Annotated in this window: 13 protein-coding genes and 1 pseudogene; 10 read left to right on the top strand and 4 right to left on the bottom strand. The window is 66.1% G+C overall.

Annotated elements, in window-relative coordinates; all coding sequences use genetic code 11:
- Positions 1-3: 3 nt before the first annotated feature.
- The 4 genes and pseudogenes from ACFWCK_RS04020 to ACFWCK_RS04005 form a co-directional block, all read right to left on the bottom strand.
- On the bottom strand, positions 4-948 hold the full coding sequence (locus ACFWCK_RS04020) for a GlxA family transcriptional regulator (protein WP_378804677.1): 945 nt from the start codon (positions 946-948) through the stop codon (positions 4-6).
- A gap of 294 nt (positions 949-1,242) precedes the next feature.
- Entirely contained in the window at positions 1,243-1,869 is a 627-nt protein-coding gene (locus ACFWCK_RS04015) for an SGNH/GDSL hydrolase family protein (RefSeq protein WP_378804676.1), read from the bottom strand.
- Between the two features lie 41 nt (positions 1,870-1,910).
- A complete protein-coding gene (locus ACFWCK_RS04010) occupies positions 1,911-2,459 on the bottom strand; it encodes a FadR/GntR family transcriptional regulator (RefSeq protein ID WP_378805036.1) in 549 nt (182 codons plus the stop codon).
- 27 nt (positions 2,460-2,486) lie between these two features.
- Positions 2,487-2,645: pseudogene (locus ACFWCK_RS04005) on the bottom strand (hypothetical protein); the annotation flags it as partial.
- Between ACFWCK_RS04005 and ACFWCK_RS04000 the strand changes: the two are divergent.
- The 10 genes from ACFWCK_RS04000 to ACFWCK_RS03955 all read left to right on the top strand — a co-directional run bounded on the left by ACFWCK_RS04000 (position 2,571) and on the right by ACFWCK_RS03955 (position 16,271).
- Positions 2,571-3,737 (top strand): 2-hydroxyacid dehydrogenase, encoded by a 1,167-nt coding sequence (locus tag ACFWCK_RS04000; protein WP_378804675.1) that lies wholly within the window; start codon positions 2,571-2,573, stop codon positions 3,735-3,737. The pseudogene ACFWCK_RS04005 and the gene ACFWCK_RS04000 sit on opposite strands and share 75 nt — an antisense overlap.
- A 44-nt stretch (positions 3,738-3,781) precedes the next feature.
- A complete protein-coding gene (locus ACFWCK_RS03995; RefSeq protein ID WP_378804674.1) occupies positions 3,782-5,161 on the top strand; it encodes an ABC transporter substrate-binding protein in 1,380 nt (459 codons plus the stop codon).
- A gap of 86 nt (positions 5,162-5,247) precedes the next feature.
- Entirely contained in the window at positions 5,248-6,126 is an 879-nt protein-coding gene (locus tag ACFWCK_RS03990; RefSeq protein WP_378804673.1) for a carbohydrate ABC transporter permease, read from the top strand.
- Between the two features lie 134 nt (positions 6,127-6,260).
- Complete coding sequence (locus tag ACFWCK_RS03985; protein WP_233312151.1) at positions 6,261-7,070, top strand: carbohydrate ABC transporter permease; 810 nt, start codon at positions 6,261-6,263, stop codon at positions 7,068-7,070.
- Between the two features lie 2 nt (positions 7,071-7,072).
- Positions 7,073-9,079, top strand: a complete 2,007-nt coding sequence (locus tag ACFWCK_RS03980; RefSeq protein ID WP_233312149.1) for a TIM-barrel domain-containing protein — start codon at positions 7,073-7,075, stop codon at positions 9,077-9,079.
- The gene (locus tag ACFWCK_RS03975; protein ID WP_378804672.1) at positions 9,049-9,966 is read left to right on the top strand and encodes an NAD-dependent epimerase/dehydratase family protein; all 918 of its coding nucleotides are present in this window, start codon (positions 9,049-9,051) and stop codon (positions 9,964-9,966) included. The genes ACFWCK_RS03980 and ACFWCK_RS03975 overlap by 31 nt, the downstream gene beginning before the upstream one ends.
- Complete coding sequence (locus tag ACFWCK_RS03970) at positions 9,956-12,634, top strand: right-handed parallel beta-helix repeat-containing protein (RefSeq protein ID WP_378804670.1); 2,679 nt, start codon at positions 9,956-9,958, stop codon at positions 12,632-12,634. Before ACFWCK_RS03975 ends, ACFWCK_RS03970 begins: the two co-directional genes overlap by 11 nt.
- Positions 12,635-12,656: 22 nt before the next feature.
- Positions 12,657-13,802: a galactonate dehydratase gene (gene dgoD / locus ACFWCK_RS03965; protein ID WP_233312144.1), complete on the top strand. Its 1,146-nt coding sequence runs from the start codon at positions 12,657-12,659 to the stop codon at positions 13,800-13,802.
- Entirely contained in the window at positions 13,796-15,577 is a 1,782-nt protein-coding gene (locus ACFWCK_RS03960) for an exo-alpha-sialidase (protein WP_378804669.1), read from the top strand. The genes dgoD and ACFWCK_RS03960 overlap by 7 nt, the downstream gene beginning before the upstream one ends.
- A gap of 58 nt (positions 15,578-15,635) precedes the next feature.
- Positions 15,636-16,271 (top strand): bifunctional 4-hydroxy-2-oxoglutarate aldolase/2-dehydro-3-deoxy-phosphogluconate aldolase, encoded by a 636-nt coding sequence (locus tag ACFWCK_RS03955; protein ID WP_378804668.1) that lies wholly within the window; start codon positions 15,636-15,638, stop codon positions 16,269-16,271.
- Positions 16,272-16,341: the final 70 nt, after the last annotated feature.

Here is a 16,341-nt window from a genome sequence, read left to right as displayed (position 1 = left end):
GGATCAGCGGCGCACGGCGTTGCGGTAGGCCCGCGGTGAGACGCCCTTGACCTGCCGGAAGGCGCGCCGAAGCTGACGGGGATCGCCGTATCCGCAGGCGAGCGAGATGTCTTCGATGGACAGGTGGGTGGAGGACAACAGGGTCTTGGCGTGACCGATCCGGAGCGTCTGCTGATACTGCAACGGCGTCATACCGATCGTGCGCACGAAGTGGTCGGTCAGCGTTCGAGGGGCGACATGAACCGCGGCGGCGAGCTCGGCGAGCGTGTGGCGTCCGGCGAAATCGTCGGACAGAAGCTGCTGGACCGCTTGCACCTCGGGCACGACATGGTCGCGCAGCTCGACGAAGGGACTGGTCGGCACTTCCGCTCCGTTGCGCCGGAGGTACACCACCAGCTCGCGCGCGACGCGGGCGGCGAGGGCCGAGCCGTGATCGCGCTCGACGATGGCCAGCGCGAGATCGATCCCCGAGGCGATGCCGGCGCTGCTGAGGACCGGCCCGTCCATCACGAAGAGGACGTCATCGATGACCCGCGCCCGAGGGTAGCGATCGCGCAGATGCTCGAGCACGCTCCAGTGCGCGGTGCACCGGCGTCCGTCGAGCAGGCCGGCCTCGCCGAGCACGAACGCCCCTGTGCACACCGACGCGATCTGTGCGCCCGCCTCCGCGGCTTCGCGGATCCAGGTGATCGCGCGCGGATCGATTTCCTGAGAGATCGTCAGGTCTGCGCCCGGCACGAGCACCAGATCCCCGTGGGTCGCGGAGGGCAAGGGCCCCAGCGCCGCCAACGTCAGCCCCTGGGCCGAGACGACCGAGGGGTCGGCGGCGACGACCGACACCTCGTAGTCGGCGCCCAGGTGCGTTGCGGCCGAAAGCACCTGAACCGGACCGGACAGATCCAGCACATTGACATGAGGAAGGACCAGGACGAGGACGCGGGGCGGCATGACTTCAACCTATGACGATCCTCGCTGGTCGACCAGGCCGCTTCTGGTGGGTCTGCGGGACGTATCCGGCAGGCGTCGAGTCCGAGGTCGTGAGCTAGCGGAGTGGATCTCCGGGCCGCGACGACAGGGTGGTGATGAGCTGTTCCGCACCCGTGCGGGCTTGAGCGGTGCGCTCCGGGGACGGTTCCAGATCGTTGGAGTAGGTGTTGCCAAGAGCGAGTGAGGGCGCGGCTTAGGCGGTGGCATCGAACCGGCTCGCGTACTCCGCGGACAGCTCCCACGCGAAGATCGTGATCAGCGAGTGCTGGATCGAGCGGTATGCCCGGGGTGCGATCTCTTGGATATCGGGCATCGTCCTGCGACGGCGAGCCATGCGTCGGCGATGAGGCGATGGCCGCGCGGAGACGGGTGGATGCCGTCCGGCGCGAGGTCTGCAGGATCGAGCTCGGCGGCTGCCTCGATGAAGAGTCGGCTGAGCGGCACCACGGGAGTGCTGTATTCCGTGCCGAGCATGTTGACGATGCCGATCTTCTCCTCCAGCTCGCTGAGCCAGCCCCACTGGCCGGGCTCGACCGGCAGGAGGAAGGGCTCCATGAGAATCGCCCGGGTGCCACGGGTGTGTGCTCCGTCAAGAATCGTGCGCAGATCCGCCGCAAACGCATCCGGCGGTGTGTAGTCGTCCCTGTCGAAGTGGCGCCACACATCGTTGATGCCGATGAGAACGGTGAGCGTATCCGGCTGCGCCGCGACCACGTCGTTCCAACGGCTACGAAGGTCGCGGACCCGATCGCCTCCGATGCCCAGGTTGACGATGCCGGCAGGCGAAGTGCGCTCAGCGATCATTCGAACGTAGCCCTCGCCGAGCGCGTTGCCGCCCGGACGGCGCCGGCCCGCCTCGGTGATGCTGTCACCGAAGAACACCAGAGTGTGTGCCATCCCTGGAGTCGCTGGGGCCGTCGCGGTCACGAGAGTGCCCCCGACCGGTCCCAGTGCCCGAGTGCGGCGCGCGCCTCGCCATGGGCCTCGCGGATGAGGGTGCGCGATGTCGACTCCACGTGCGGGTTGGCCGTGGCGATCTCCTCGACGAGGCGCTCGTGCATGTCCAGTCCTTTCGTCGTCTCCTCGACAAGCGGGAACACCAGAGTCTCCCGAGTTCTCACGGCTGCCGCGATCACGGTGGTGAAACAGCCGAACATCTCATTGCCGGAACGCGTCAGCAGTTCCGTGTGGAAGAGGACGTCGGCCTCGGTGAAGGCGTGGAGATCGCGCGCGGCCATCGCCTCGCGCATGCGCGTGATGAGCGCGCGAAGCTCTTCGACCGCATCGGCGTCGGCGAGCCCGGCGATGAGTCGCGCCGCCACCGGCTCGACGGCGAGTCGGGTCGCGTAGAGCTCCTCGACCTGGTTCGACCTGTCGTCGCCGTGAAGGCGCCAGGAGATCACGTGCGGATCCAGGAAGTTCCACAGAGCCCTCGGAGAGACGCGCGTGCCGATCCGCGGGCGGGCCTGCACGAGTCCCTTCGACTCAAGTGCGCGGAACGCTTCCCGCAGCACGGACCGTGAGAGGCCCAGATCCAGTGCCAGCTGGTCGGGCGCGATCGGTGCACCGATCTCGAAGTCTCCTTGAACGATCGCGCGTCCGATCTGTTCGACCGCCTGGTCATACAGTCGTGCGCCCGATGTCGGCGAGATGGTCATGTCTCTCACGTCACTCCTGTCTGCGCCACCGTCTCAGAAAAGTTCGCTCGGACGGTTGACGCTAGATCATTTAAACATAATAATCTGATTATTCGAGAATCGATCGAGGAGAAACTGTTGCACGTAATCGTTGCTGATCCCATGCAGGTGCGCTTGGCGGAAGAGCTGCGCGCCGCGCTTGGCGAAGGCGTGAGCTGGGAGTTCCTTGATCGGCCGGAGCACATCGCGCACGCGTCGATGGATGCCGAGGTCTTCGTGGGTTCACGGATGGACGCGGACCAGATCCGTCAACGCTCGAAGCTGAGGCTCATTCAGGTCGCCGGTGCCGGATACGAAGGAATCGAACTTTCCGCTGTGCCCCGAGACGTGGTCGTGGCCAACACGTCGCATCACGGGCGGGCGATCGCGGAGTACTGCCTGATGTCGATGCTCGCCCTCTCGCGCAACCTCCTCGTCGAGGACGGCGCGCTTCGAGAGGGGACCTGGCTGTCCGTGTTCCAGGATCCGACCGCGCTGGTGCATGACACGCTCGTCGGCAAGACCGTGGGGATCATCGGCTACGGAGAGATCGGCAGCCACATCGGAAGGCTCGCCCGCGCGATCGGCATGCGGGTCGCGTCGGTCCGGCGGAATCCGCAGTCGACGGCCGCCGACGAGCTCGACTGGGTCGGCTCTCCCGATCAACTGCCGTACCTGCTGCGCACCTCGGACTTCGTCATCGTCACGGTGCCGCTCACCGAGAGCACCGTGGGGCTGATCGGCGAGAAGGAGCTTGCGCTCATGCCGAGGAACTCCGTGCTGATCAACGTGGCTCGTGGTCCGATCGTCGACGAGGAAGCGTTGTATGCGGCTCTGCATGAGAAGAGAATCCGAGGGGCGGCGATCGACGTCTGGTGGCGATACCCCGCAGAGGGGAACCGTGCAGATCCATCGAAGCTGCCATTCGGAGCCCTTCGGAACGTCCTCGTCACCCCGCACACCTCCGGCGTGACGACCGACGTCTTCCACAACCGCATGAAAGATGTCGCCGCGAACATCGCGGCGTTGCGAGACGGGCTACCGCTGCGCAACGTCGTCGTCCCGGCGCGCTAGAAACACACCCGAGCACGTACACCACTCACAAACAGGAGCAATCAATGAAGATGACCCTCAGATGGGGAGCGGTGCTTGCCGCGACCGCGGCCATCGGGCTGGCGCTGTCGGCCTGCACCGGGTCGGGAAGCCCGGATCCCAGCAAATCGGCAGAGCCCGTCACCATCACGGTGATGGGCATCCCCGCGACCACCAAGCCCGCAGCGCGTCAGGCGTTCATGGATGACATCGCCGCCTTCGAGAAGGCGAACCCGAACATCACGGTGACCCCCACGGATGAGAAGTGGAACGCCCAGTCGTACGTCACCGAACTCGCAGGCGGCACGGCGCCCACTCTGCTGTGGGTGCCGCTCACCGATCCGCCCGGGCTCATCGCTCGGAAGCAGGTGGCAGACCTCACCGACGACTTCCACGGGCTCTCCGCCTCCAAGCAGTTCAACGCGAAGGTGCTGGAGCCGTTGAAGAGCAACGGAAAGCTCTACGGCGTGCCGACCGCCGAGTATGCGCTCGGCCTGGCCTACAACCGCGATCTCTTCACGAAGGCCGGCCTCGACCCGGACAAGCCGCCCGCGACCTGGGCGCAGGTGGAGGCCGCCGCCAAGAAAATCACCGATGCGACCGGCGTTCCCGGCTTCGCGGAGATGACCGCGAAGGGCGCAGGCGGCTGGCATCTGACCGCCGGCACCTACTCCTACGGCGGGACGATGGAGACCCTCGGCAAGAACGGCAAGTACTCGGTCCAGGTGGACAGCCCCGACGCCGTCTCGTACCTCAAGCAGCTTCAGGCGATGCGCTGGAAGGACGGCTCGATGAGCGCCAACGCGCTGCTCGGCTACGACGACATCAACAGCGGGTTCGCGGCAGGCAAATACGCGATGATCATCTCCGCACCCGACTACTACACCAACTACATTCAGCAGTATCAGGGCGACCCGAATGCGTTCGGCATCACGGCCTATCCGCAGTCGGGCGGGAACACCACCCTCGCCGGTGGAAGCGTGGCCATGGTCAACGCCAAGGCGACGAAGGCCCAGACGGCCGCGGCTGTCAAGTGGATCGACTATCGCTGGCTCCGACCCCAGTACGACGCTGCGGCCGCGGCGAGCGTGGCGAAGTCGAACGCGGCCGCGAATATCCCGGTCGGCATTCCCGCGGTCCCGTTGTTCAACACCGCAACTCAGGACAAGATCGCCGCAGCGATCAAGCCATACGTCACGATCAAGACGGCGAACTTCGAGCCGTTCGTCACCGGGACGGCGAAGCTCGAGCTGAAGGCTGAACCGCCGATCGCGGCGCAACTCGTCTACCAGGCGCTCGACCCCGTGATGCAGGCCGTGCTGACCCGGCAGGATGCCGATCCGGCGGTGGAGCTGAAGAAGGCGCAGTCCTCTGCGGAGCAGGCTGTCGCCCAGGCGCAGCAGTGACCATGAGCATCGACGCCCTGGGGGAGGCTGCGGCGTCGCCGTCAGCCTCCCCCGGAGGGACCCCTTCGGCGCCGGCCTCTCCGCAGATGAAGCGACCCCGCCGCTGGCGGCGTGACCTGGCGGCACTCCTCTTCCTGCTGCCGGCGCTCGTGCTCTTCGGCGTCTTCTCGTGGTGGCCGATCCTGCGGAGCCTGCTCCTGAGTGTCCAATACAACAACCTGGTGGATCCGCCGAAGTGGGTGGGGCTCGAGAACTTCGTGCACGTCTTCGCGGACCCGATGCTGCTCACTGCCGTCGCGAACACCATGAAGTTCGGGGCGCTCTCCGTCCTCATCGGCTTCCCTCTCCCTCTGCTGCTGGCGATCATCATGTTCGAGCTTCGAAGACTGGGTGGGGTCTTCCGGGTGCTCGTCTACATCCCCGTCATCATTCCGCCGGTCGTGTCGGTGCTGCTCTGGAAGTTCTTCTACGACCCCGACAACGGGCTCTTCAACACTGTCCTCGGCGCGTTCGGGCTCGGCCCGATTCTCTGGCTGCAGACGCAAGCGACCGCACTTCCGAGCCTGGTCGTTCTGATCGTGTGGGCGGGGGCAGGTAGCACCGTCCTGCTGTTCCTCGCTGCTCTGTCCGGAGTGGCACCCGAGCTGTACGAAGCGGCAGAGGTCGACGGCGCGTCGATCTGGCGTCGTGTCTGGCACGTCACTCTTCCTCAGCTCAGGGGGATCATGCTGATCCTCCTGCTCCTGCAGATCATCGGGACCCTCCAGATCTTCACCGAGCCGTACGTGATGACCGATGGAGGCCCGGAGAACTCGACCGTGACGATCCTGATGCTCATCTACCGCGCGGCATTCCTCAACGGCGACTTCGGCTATGCGACCGCACTGAGCGTGCTCCTGGCCATCGCCCTCGGAATCGTCTCGGCCGTCTACCTCCGCCTCACGCGGTCTTGGAGCAAGAACTGATGTCAGCAGAAATGCAATCGCCAATGCTGAACGACCAGCATCCCCGCCGCAGACGGAAAGCGCCTGAAACCGCCGTCCGCAGCGTCATCTCGCCCGCAGATCTTCGTCGGCCGGGCGTGCGCGCCGGAGTCCGCTTGACCCAGGCCGTGCTCCTGGTCCTCGTCGCGCTCGCCGGCGTCGGACCCCTGTGGTGGCTTGTGAAAGCTGCTCTGTCGGGCACCCAGGAACTCCTGAGGAATCCCGCATCGCTGTGGCCCGGGATCACTCAATGGTCCAACCTCGGCGACGCCTGGACTCAGCTCGACATCGGGCACTACCTGCTCAACACGGTGGTCTACGCCGTCGGTGCCGCCCTCACCCAGGTCCTGGTCGCCGTCACAGCGGGATTCGCGCTTTCGGTACTGCGACCCCGATTCGGCCCCGTCGTCTACGGCGCGATCCTCGCGACGCTCTTCGTCCCCGGTACCGTCTCGCTCGTCGCGCTCTACCTCACGATCATCGATCTCCCCGGCCTTCATGTGAGCATCGCGAACACGCCGTGGGCGATCTGGCTGCCCGCCGGCGCGCACGCGTTCAACGTTCTGATCGCGAAGCAGTTCTTCGACACGCTTCCGCGTGAGCTCTTCGAGGCCGCTTCGGTGGACGGTGCGAGCTCGCTCCGCATGTTGTGGCAGATCGCCATGCCGCTCTCGCGCCCGATGATGTTCGCCATCGGCCTGCTGTCGCTGATCGGCGCATGGAAGGACTTCATCTGGCCCCTCATCGCGATGAGCGACCCCACCAGGCAACCCTTGTCCGTGGCTCTTCCCCGGCTCGCTCAGAACGCCGATCAGGCCCTGGTGCTCGCCGGGATGCTGATCTCGACCATCCCGCCGCTGATCGTCTTCATCATCTTCCAGCGCCAGGTCGTGCAGGGCGTCGGCTTCAGCGGGCTGAAGGGCTAACCGTGACACACGACGACACTGCGATCATCGAGCGCCGTCATCGGGGCGAGACGCTCCGGGTCGAACCCTGGGGGCCGGACGCCATCCGGGTGCGGGCGACGAGACGCGCTCGTATCGACGAGACACGCCTCGGCGGGCTCGAGCACGGATCCCCATCGTCGACGGGAACCCTCACCCGCTCCGACGACGGTGGAGCCGCTCTCGAGAACGGGCGGATTCGCGTCACCGTCGATCCTCGAGGGAATCTCACGTTCACGGATCCCGTCGGTCGGATCCTCCTGGCCGAGGATCCCCAGACGCTCGCGTCGACGCCTCCGCGCTACAGCCGCCGCGAGGGCGGATCCACGCGACTGGACGTGCGCTTCGCCGCACGCGCGGAAGAGCGGCTCTTCGGGTTGGGGCAGCAGCAGCACGGTCTTCTGGATCAGAAGGGTGCGGTCATCGACCTGATCCAGCACAACTCGAACGTGTCCATTCCGTTCCTGCTGTCGAACCGCGGCTACGGCCTCCTCTGGAACGACCCGAGCCCCGGCCGGGTGGAGCTCGGCCGCAACCGTACGCAGTGGTCGGCGCAGAACTCCGAGCAGGTCGACTACATCGTGATCGCGGGGGAGACACCGGCCGACATCCTCGGGCGCTACACCGGCCTCGTCGGGCGCGCTCCCCGCTTCCCGGACTGGGCGTCCGGATTCGTCCAGTCGCGTCTGCGCTACGCCTCACAGGAGGAGGTGCTCGCGGTCGCTCGGGAGCACGTCGGCCGGGGCCTGCCGCTCGCCTCCATCGTCATCGACTACTTCCACTGGAACTTCTTCGGCGATTGGTCCTTCGACGAGGCCCTCTGGCCCGACCCCGCGGCGATGGTCGCAGAACTGCGCGACCTCGGCGTCGAGCCGCTCGTCTCGGTGTGGCCCGCCGTGAACGAGAGCAGTCGCAACTTCCGCGCCATGGAGCGCTCCGGTTTCCTCATGACGCGGTCCGAGGGGCTGGGCGTCGCCGCACGGTTCCTGGACACGGGCCAGGACGGACCTGCGTTCCTGCACTTCTACGATCCGAGCAATCCCGACGCGCGCGCCTTCGTGTGGGACGCCGTGACACAGGGATACCGCCGTCACGGCATCGAGAGCTTCTGGCTCGACGCGTGCGAACCCGAGATCGTGCCTCAGGAGCCGTCGCAGTGGGACTATGCCGCCGGCCGCGCGGACGCCGTCGGCAACCTCTACCCGCACTGGAACGCACGCGCCTTCAGCGAGGGGATGACCGGCGACAACCCTCGCAACGCGCTCAACCTGACGCGGTCGGCCTGGCACGGGACGCAACGCTACGGCGTCGCACTGTGGTCCGGAGATGTCCCTTCCACTTTCGCCTCCCTTCGCGCCCAGATCCCGGCAGGCATCAACGCGGGACTCAGCGGCATGGCGTGGTGGTGCAGCGACATCGGAGGATTTCACGGTGAGGAGACCAACGACTCCGAAGCGATGCGCGAGCTCATGGCGCGCTGGCTGCAGTTCGGTGTGTTCAGCCCGATCATGCGCCTGCATGGTCACCGCATCCCCGATGTCCCCGGCGAGCTGAAGCATGGGGCGCCGAACGAGGTCTGGAGCTTCGGCGATGACGTGCTCGCCATCGCGACCAAGCTTCTGGACGTCCGTGAGACGTTGCGCCCCTATCTGCACCGTGTGATGGAGGAAGCACGCGACACCGGCCTCCCCGCGATGCGCGCACTGTTCCTCCAGTACCCGGAAGAGGAACGCGCCTGGGAAGTCGAGGACCAGTTCCTGCTGGGCTCGGACGTCCTCGTCGCCCCTCTCACCGAGCGGGGAGCCGAAACGCGCGAGGTGTTCGTGCCCGCCGGCGAATGGATTCCCCTTCAGAGCGGGACGGTCATCTGCGGGCCTGTGACGACGAAGATCGCTGTGCCGCTCGATGGTCTGCCGGCACTGGTGCGTGCGGGCACGGAGGTCGCGGCTGAACTCGCCACGTGGATCCCCCGGGCGGAGACCGAATCATGACCTGGCTTGTCACGGGAAGTGAAGGAAAGCTCGGGCGGGTGCTCGTGCGGCACCTGGACGCCGCAGGCATCCCCTGCAGGACCTTCGATCGTTCGCCCGGTGAGCGCCCGGATCACCGGACGGGGGACGTCGCGGATCCGCACGACGCCTCGGAAGCGCTCTCCGGCGTCGAGGGTGTGATCCACCTTGCGGCGCTCCCGAGCGACAGTGCGGGTACACCCGCCGAGATCCTGAGAACGAATGCGCTCGGGACCATCGCGCTCGCCGACCGGGCACTCAAGGCCGGCTGTGAGAGGTTCGTCTACGCATCCAGCATCAACGCGCTCGGAGTGACCGGACCGGGCAGGCCCGATGACTTGCCTATCGACGCTCGGCAGCGGGCGCATCCGGTCACCCCCTATCAGATCTCGAAGCGCCTGGCTGAGGAGTACTTGCTCTATCTCCACCGTGCCACGCCGCTGGAGGTCGTCATCCTCCGCCCGCCGTACATCGCGGATGCCGGCGACTACACGACGTGGCACGCACCGGACTTCATCGGGCTGCCTCGCTCGGCGAGCGAACTCTTCGCCTATGTAGACCTCGACGACTGCGCACGCGCGTTCGTCCTCGCGGCCGTCGGAAGTGGCGCCGGTCCCGGTCCCTACTTCCTCTCTGCGGAGGACACCTGCTCGGAGGAACCGACTCGCCGGTTGCTCGACTGCTGGACGGGTGCCGTGCGAGAGGACTTCGATGCCTCGCTGGACAGCAACGAGCACCGATCGCTCCTCGATTTCACCCCGACCGCTGCCGCTCTTAGCTGGTGGCCCACCACAAGCTGGCGCGCAGCATCTACCGCGCCATTCGACCATGCAGTGCAACGGAGAACGGAGTACAACGATGTCACCTGAACTCACCCGCCGCTCGTTCATAGGTGCGGCAGCCGTGGCAGGCGCAGCAGGTGCCACGGCCGCTCTGGTCAGCGGGGCAGGCGCCGCATTCGGACTTCCCTCCCGGCCCCGCCTTACGACGCCAGGTGCCATCGGCAACCTCACACCGAGCGGCACAATCGCCAACCTCCCGGCGTCGTTCTACGGGCGGCCCGGTCTGGAGGGCATGCCCATCATCGACTATGCGAGCATGCCCGTGGTGAACGTCATGGATCACGGCGCCACCGGCAACGGAACAACGTCTGATCGCGCTGCCTTCGACAGCGCCGTCGCTGCGGTGAACGCCCTCGGCGGTGGAATCGTCTACCTTCCCGTCGGCCGATATCTCTTCCCGCCCAACGCTGCGGGAAACGTCAACTGGTGGAACCAGCAGACCATCGCGAACGTCCATTTCGTGGGGGAGGGGGAGGGGAGCGTTGTGGTCTTCCGGCGACCGAAGATGACGACCAATGGCCAGGAAGCACCTCTGTACCCAGCGGGTGCGGGCTGGACGTTCGTCAACGCGACCAACGTCTCGCTGCGAGACTTTGCGATGCAGTGGATTCCGCTCAACCTGATCCGGCATACGACCACCGCGACCGCTCTGCTCGTCCGGGTTCCGGAATCGATGCAGATCCTCCGGATGACAGTCGATCATTGCCAGCCGGGCATCATCCTCCCGCACGCGAATAACAGCTGGATGGTGGACAACGTCCTCCGCAACAGCGGCTCAGATGCCTTCAACTACGGCGGCGCCAAGAACAGCGTTGCAGCGTACAACTGGGCGGAGGCCATCGGGGATGACGGATTCGCCAACTACCAAGACAGCAACCTGTTCCCAGACAGCACTACCATCCCGAACGTCCGCTTCACACGAAACACGGTTGTCAGCGCGTGCTGGGGTCGCGGAATGACCCTTGGCGGATCGCACCAGTCGATCGACAACAACTGGATCGAGAACACCATGGGTGCCGCGGTCCTCAGCGACATCAGCAACACAGCGTCGCCTGCAACGTTGATCGACGCCACCGTACTCGCCAACACGATGGTCCGCTCCAGCATGGAGATGCGACCGGACAATCGTGCTCTGGCGAGTGGGGGCGGCTATCACGGCGCCATCGCCTTCCTGAACAAAGTCGACACGCTCACCGTCAAGAACAACTGCGTCCGAGCGTCCGAGGACAATGACATCGCCGTCGGGATCACGAACTGGCTCGGGGTGACCGGGAGCAACATCGAGATCTTCGGCAACCATCTCTACGCCGCTGATGGAACCGGGATCAACCTCCCGGTCAACAGCACCATCTCCGGCCTGGACATCAGCCAGAACAGGATCATCGAGAACACCGGTCCCTCCGTCATTGTCAAAGGCACAGCGACCGGCGTCACCTCGAGCGGCAACCACGTCACGGCTCTCCCCTCTGTGACCGGATCTGTTGGCGGTGACATGACGGGATTCACAACGACGACATCCGCCCCCTATAGCGACCCATATGCATCCCGTCGTGCTGAACCGAGCGAGACGGCATGGGCGGACCCCCAGCCACAGAGCACGGCAGGCCTGCCGAGCGCGAGCGTGACCAGTTACGGGGCGGTGGGAGACGGCGTTCACGATGACACCCCGGCGTTCCGAGCAGCTCTGGCTGCGCTGCCGCTCACCGGAGGCATCATCGTTGTCCCCGCGGGACAGTTCCGCCTCGTTGTAGACCCGTCGTCATCGACGTTCCGCGACACGAAGATCACACATCACTTCGCCATCGCCGAACGCGACAACGTACACATCGTAGGTGTGGGAAGCACGTCCGTGATCGTATGCACAAGCCCAGACGCCCAGGGCATCCGCATCATCGGCGGTGAGGGATGCTCGGTCTCCAACGTCGCGTTCTCCCTTCCGGACCGGCCGGACCTCCGTCGAAACCGCGCGCTGCTGGATGTCACAGGTGCGAAGAACGTCTCCGTGACGGACGTGTCGCTGTCGGGTGCGAGCGGCTCAAACCTCGTGATAGACACCTGCACCGGTGTCTATGTAGGAGCTGTCACGAGCTCTGGCGCCAACATGTACGGCATCGACGTCGAAGGTTCACGTCAGGTGCGAGTGACTGGCTGCACCGCCGATGACAACCGCGATGGGGGCATTCAGGTCGGTTGGGTAGGAACCGTGTACAGGGAAGCCCAGTTCGTGCACGTCGACGACAACACGATCGATGGCTCCGTCGAAGGCGGGGGCATTCTGGCAAGCAGCGGCGCCGACCTGGTCATCGATCACAACACGGTGAGCAACACCTGCCAGGCGGGAATCTACCTCTGGGGACGCGCTCCGGGCTTCCCGCTGTTCAGCGCCGAGATCACGAACAACACTGTCACGAACGCCTGCACCGGTGATTACACGTACTGTCCGGGCGCCATCTCGATCCACTCCATTCGCGAAACGGCGGGGATGACGGCTGGCACGTTCACCGTCTCCGGAAACACGATATCGAGTGCCCCGTTCTCCGGAGTCTGGGTGGGCGGTAAGTCACCGATCGGCACCGTTCTATGCCAGATCAACACGCTGACGATCTCCGGGAACACGTTCACCGGGGTCGGCGGCAGCAACGTCCTCATCGCCGCCGACCAGCAGGCGAAGATCGCCAACTTGACCATCGTCTAGAAGGATCAGCAGGAATCAGACAGTGAGAATCGAACGAGTAGAGACCTTCCAGGTCGCGCCTCGATGGCTGTTCGTGGCCATCACCACGGACGACGGCCTGACCGGCTGGGGAGAACCCATCGTCGAAGGCCGGGCGGCGACCGTCGCGACGGCGGTGGCCGAACTGAGCGAATATCTCGTCGGGTCGGATCCGACGCGGATCGAGGACACCTGGCAGGTGCTGACGAAGGGTGGCTTTTATCGGGGTGGCCCGGTCTTCGCCAGCGCTGTCGCCGGCATAGATCAGGCCCTGTGGGACATCGCGGGGAAGCGCCTGGGCGTGCCGACCTATGAACTGCTCGGCGGCGCAGTCCGCGATCGAGTCCGCATCTACGGGTGGATCGGCGGAGACCGCCCCAGCGACCTCGCCGCCGATGCCGAACGTCAGGTCGAGGCAGGTCTGACCGCCGTCAAGATGAACGGATCCGAGGAGCTCTCGGCCATCGATGTCCCGGAGTCCCTCAGCCGTCTCGTCGACAGAGTCGCCGAGGTCCGTGCGGTCCTCGGCGACTCCCGGGACATAGCGATCGACTTCCACGGCCGGTACTCCCCTGCCATGGCTCGGCGCGCGCTTCCACTGCTGGAGCCGTACCTGCCTCTCTTCGTCGAGGAGCCGGTCGTCCCCGAGCTCTCCTCCTTGATCGGTCAGATCGCGCACGAGACTCCCATCCCGATCGCGACAGGCGAGCGGCTCTATTCGCGATGGGACTTCCGTGATGTCCTCGCGGATGGGATCGCCGTCGCGCAGCCGGACCTGTCGCACGCCGGGGGGATCTCCGAGGTGCGGCGCATCGCCGCGGCTGCCGAGACGTATGGGGTGTCGCTCGCACCGCACTGCCCGTTGGGACCGATCGCGCTCGCCGCGTGCATCCAGGTCGACGTGGCTACGCCGAACTTCCTCATCCAGGAGCAGAGCCTCGGCATTCACTACAACGTGCAGACCGACCTGCTCGACTATCTGCTCGATCGCTCCGTGTTCTCCACGGCGGACGGGTACATCGAAAGGCCGCTCGGGCCAGGACTGGGCATTGAGATCGACGAGAAGGAGGTGCGTCGCGCAGCCCAGTCCCCGCACAACTGGCACAACGCGGTCTGGCGGCACTTGGATGGGAGTTTTGCAGAATGGTGATCATCGCATCCGGGCCGCAGCTGCCCGACGACCCGCAGATTGCACGCCGTGACCCTCGGCTGCTGGAGAACGGGCCTGTGATCCAGGCGAACGGCTACAGCGATCAGCCGTACGTGGTGGTCAACCGATCGGGGTCGTGGCTGTGTGTCGTGACCAGCTCGGACGCCCACGAGGGCGATTCCTCGCAGCGCATCATCGCGCGGACGAGCGCGGATCGCGGCCGCACGTGGTCCCAGCCGATCGACATCGAACCGGCGGACGGCCCCGAGGCGTCCTGGGCGGTCCCCCTGGTCACGCCTTCCGGCCGTGTCTACGTGTTCTACACGTACAACACGCAGAACATCCGAGAGGTGCCAACCGACACCGGACGTAGCCCTCGCGTCGACACGCTCGGCGACATGGTCTTCCGATACTCAGACGACGAGGGCCGGTCCTGGTCCGCCGATCGGTTTCAGGTCCCGATCCGCACCTTCGACATCGACCGCCGCAACCCGTTCGGCGGCGACGTCCTGTTCTGGTGGTCGGTCGGCAAGCCCGAGATCGTCGGAACGAGCGTGTTCATCGCGGCCTCCAAGGTCGGGGAGTTCCGAGAGGAGTCCCAGGGATTCCAGAAGACCAGCGAGGGGTTCCTGCTGCGCAGCGACAACATCCTGGAGGTGCAGAACGCCGCCGAGATCCGCTGGGAGACTCTTCCCGATGGCGACTTCGGGCTGCAGGCGCCTGACGGGGAAGTCGCCGAGGAACACAAGGTCGTCGGACTCGGTGGCGGCGATCTCTTCTGCGTCTACCGCAGCGAGAAGGGGTACGTCGCCAGCGCGACCAGTCGAGACGGCGGGCACACCTGGTCGACACCGGAATGGGCGACCTACGCTTCCGGGCGACCGATCAAGAACCCGCGGGCGGCGACGTTCGCCTGGTCGTGCGGCGACGGGCGACACCTGCTCTGGTTCCACAACAACAGCAACACCTGGTTCGGAACGTATCGGAACCCGGCCTGGCTGAGCGGCGGGATCGAGGTCGACGGCGTCATCCGATGGTCGGAGCCCGAGATCGCGGTCTACGCCGACGACCCGCAAGTGAGCATGAGCTACCCGGACCTCGTGCGGTTCGACGGACGGTTCTACCTCACCGAGACTGAGAAGCACACCGCGCGAGTCCACGAGGTCGACGATGCGCTGGTGCAGGGACTCTGGGGCGAACCATCGACGCGGCTCGAGGAGGACATCATCCTCGACTACGTCGACGGCGCGGCGATGGTGCCGTTCACAGTCACTCCGTTCCAGCTGCGTCGGGGCAACTGGAAGATCGAGGAGGCGAGGGCCGGATTCACGCTCTCGGCCGCCGTGAAGATCCAGGATCCGACTCCGGGGCGGATACTCCTCGACAACCGAGACGCCTCGGACCGCGGGGTCTGCGTGGAGATCGGCGACCAGGGCCGGATCCGGTTCACGATGTCCGACGGTCGAAGGCAGTGCTCGTGGACGTCCGAGGCCGGCACCTTCACCGTCGGCATCGAGACGCACATCGGGATCATCGTCGACGGCGGGCCGAAGATCATCATGTTCGTCGCGGATGGCAGGCTGCAAGACGGCGCCGAGGCCCGCCCCTATGGATGGGGACGATTCAGTGATGACCTGCGTGACGTCAACAGCGCAGCGCCCTTGTCCGTGCATGGGCTGGCGCATCGCGAAGTCCGAGCCCTCCGGATCTACGATCGGGCTCTGCGCGTTGCGGAGGTCGTCGAACTCCAGGGACGGGGGAACCGTGGCGGCTGACGCGGACCCCGGGGCCGGTCATCAGCGTGCCGAGCACGAACGCGAACGAGGGCCTTCCATGCCGACCGGCGTGACGGGGTTCGCCGCTGTCCTGCGCGGTCGGCCGCTCGTCGCCATCCTGAGAGGGCTGGGCATCTCCCGTGCGATCTCGGTCGCCGAGCGGGTGTGGGAACGCGGAATCGGGATCGTGGAGGTGCCTGTCCAGGACCTCGCCTCGTTCGAGACGTTCCAGGCGGTCGTCAGGCGCGGCGCCGAGCACGGGGAGCCCGTCGGGGCAGGCACGGTCGTCGACCAGGGATCGCTCCTGCGCGTGATCGATGCCGGTGCCTCGTTCACCGTCGCGCCCGGGCTCGATCTCGGCATCGCGCGGGCGAGCATGCGGGCGGGAGTGCCGCACCTGCCCGGCGTCGCGACGGCGACCGAGGTGCAGACGGCGGCGCGCGCCGGATTCGCCATCTCGAAGGCGTTCCCCGCGTCCAGTCTCTCTCCGCGTTGGGTGAGGGAGATGCGAGGCCCGTTCCCCGAGGCGGGTTTCGTCGCCACGGGAGGCGTCGACGCGAGCAACGCCGTTGACTTCCTCTCCGCCGGGGCGATCGCGCTCGGAATCGGATCCGTCCTCCAGTCGGCATCCGCGGCCGCCGATCTCTTCGACGTCGTCGAGGAGCACCTTGCGTCGCGGCGAGAAGTCCAGTGAGAGGACGACCCGTGTGCGCCCGCCTCGACGGATCGCACCGCCTCATCGTCATCGGTGCGGGTGGGCCTTG

Origin of the sequence: Microbacterium sp. NPDC060117, from assembly GCF_042729315.1 — a bacterium.
Classification (GTDB): Bacteria; Actinomycetota; Actinomycetes; order Actinomycetales; family Microbacteriaceae; genus Microbacterium.
This window is presented reverse-complemented; position numbering and strand designations above follow the sequence as displayed.

Coding starts and splice junctions, on each gene's coding strand:
- ACFWCK_RS04020 (WP_378804677.1), bottom strand. CDS start 948: ATGCCGCCCCGCGTCCTCGTCCTGGTCCTTCCTCATGTCAATGTGCTG.
- ACFWCK_RS03995 (WP_378804674.1), top strand. CDS start 3,782: ATGAAGATGACCCTCAGATGGGGAGCGGTGCTTGCCGCGACCGCGGCC.
- ACFWCK_RS03990 (WP_378804673.1), top strand. CDS start 5,248: ATGAAGCGACCCCGCCGCTGGCGGCGTGACCTGGCGGCACTCCTCTTC.
- ACFWCK_RS03955 (WP_378804668.1), top strand. CDS start 15,636: ATGCCGACCGGCGTGACGGGGTTCGCCGCTGTCCTGCGCGGTCGGCCG.
- ACFWCK_RS03960 (WP_378804669.1), top strand. CDS start 13,796: ATGGTGATCATCGCATCCGGGCCGCAGCTGCCCGACGACCCGCAGATT.
- ACFWCK_RS03970 (WP_378804670.1), top strand. CDS start 9,956: ATGTCACCTGAACTCACCCGCCGCTCGTTCATAGGTGCGGCAGCCGTG.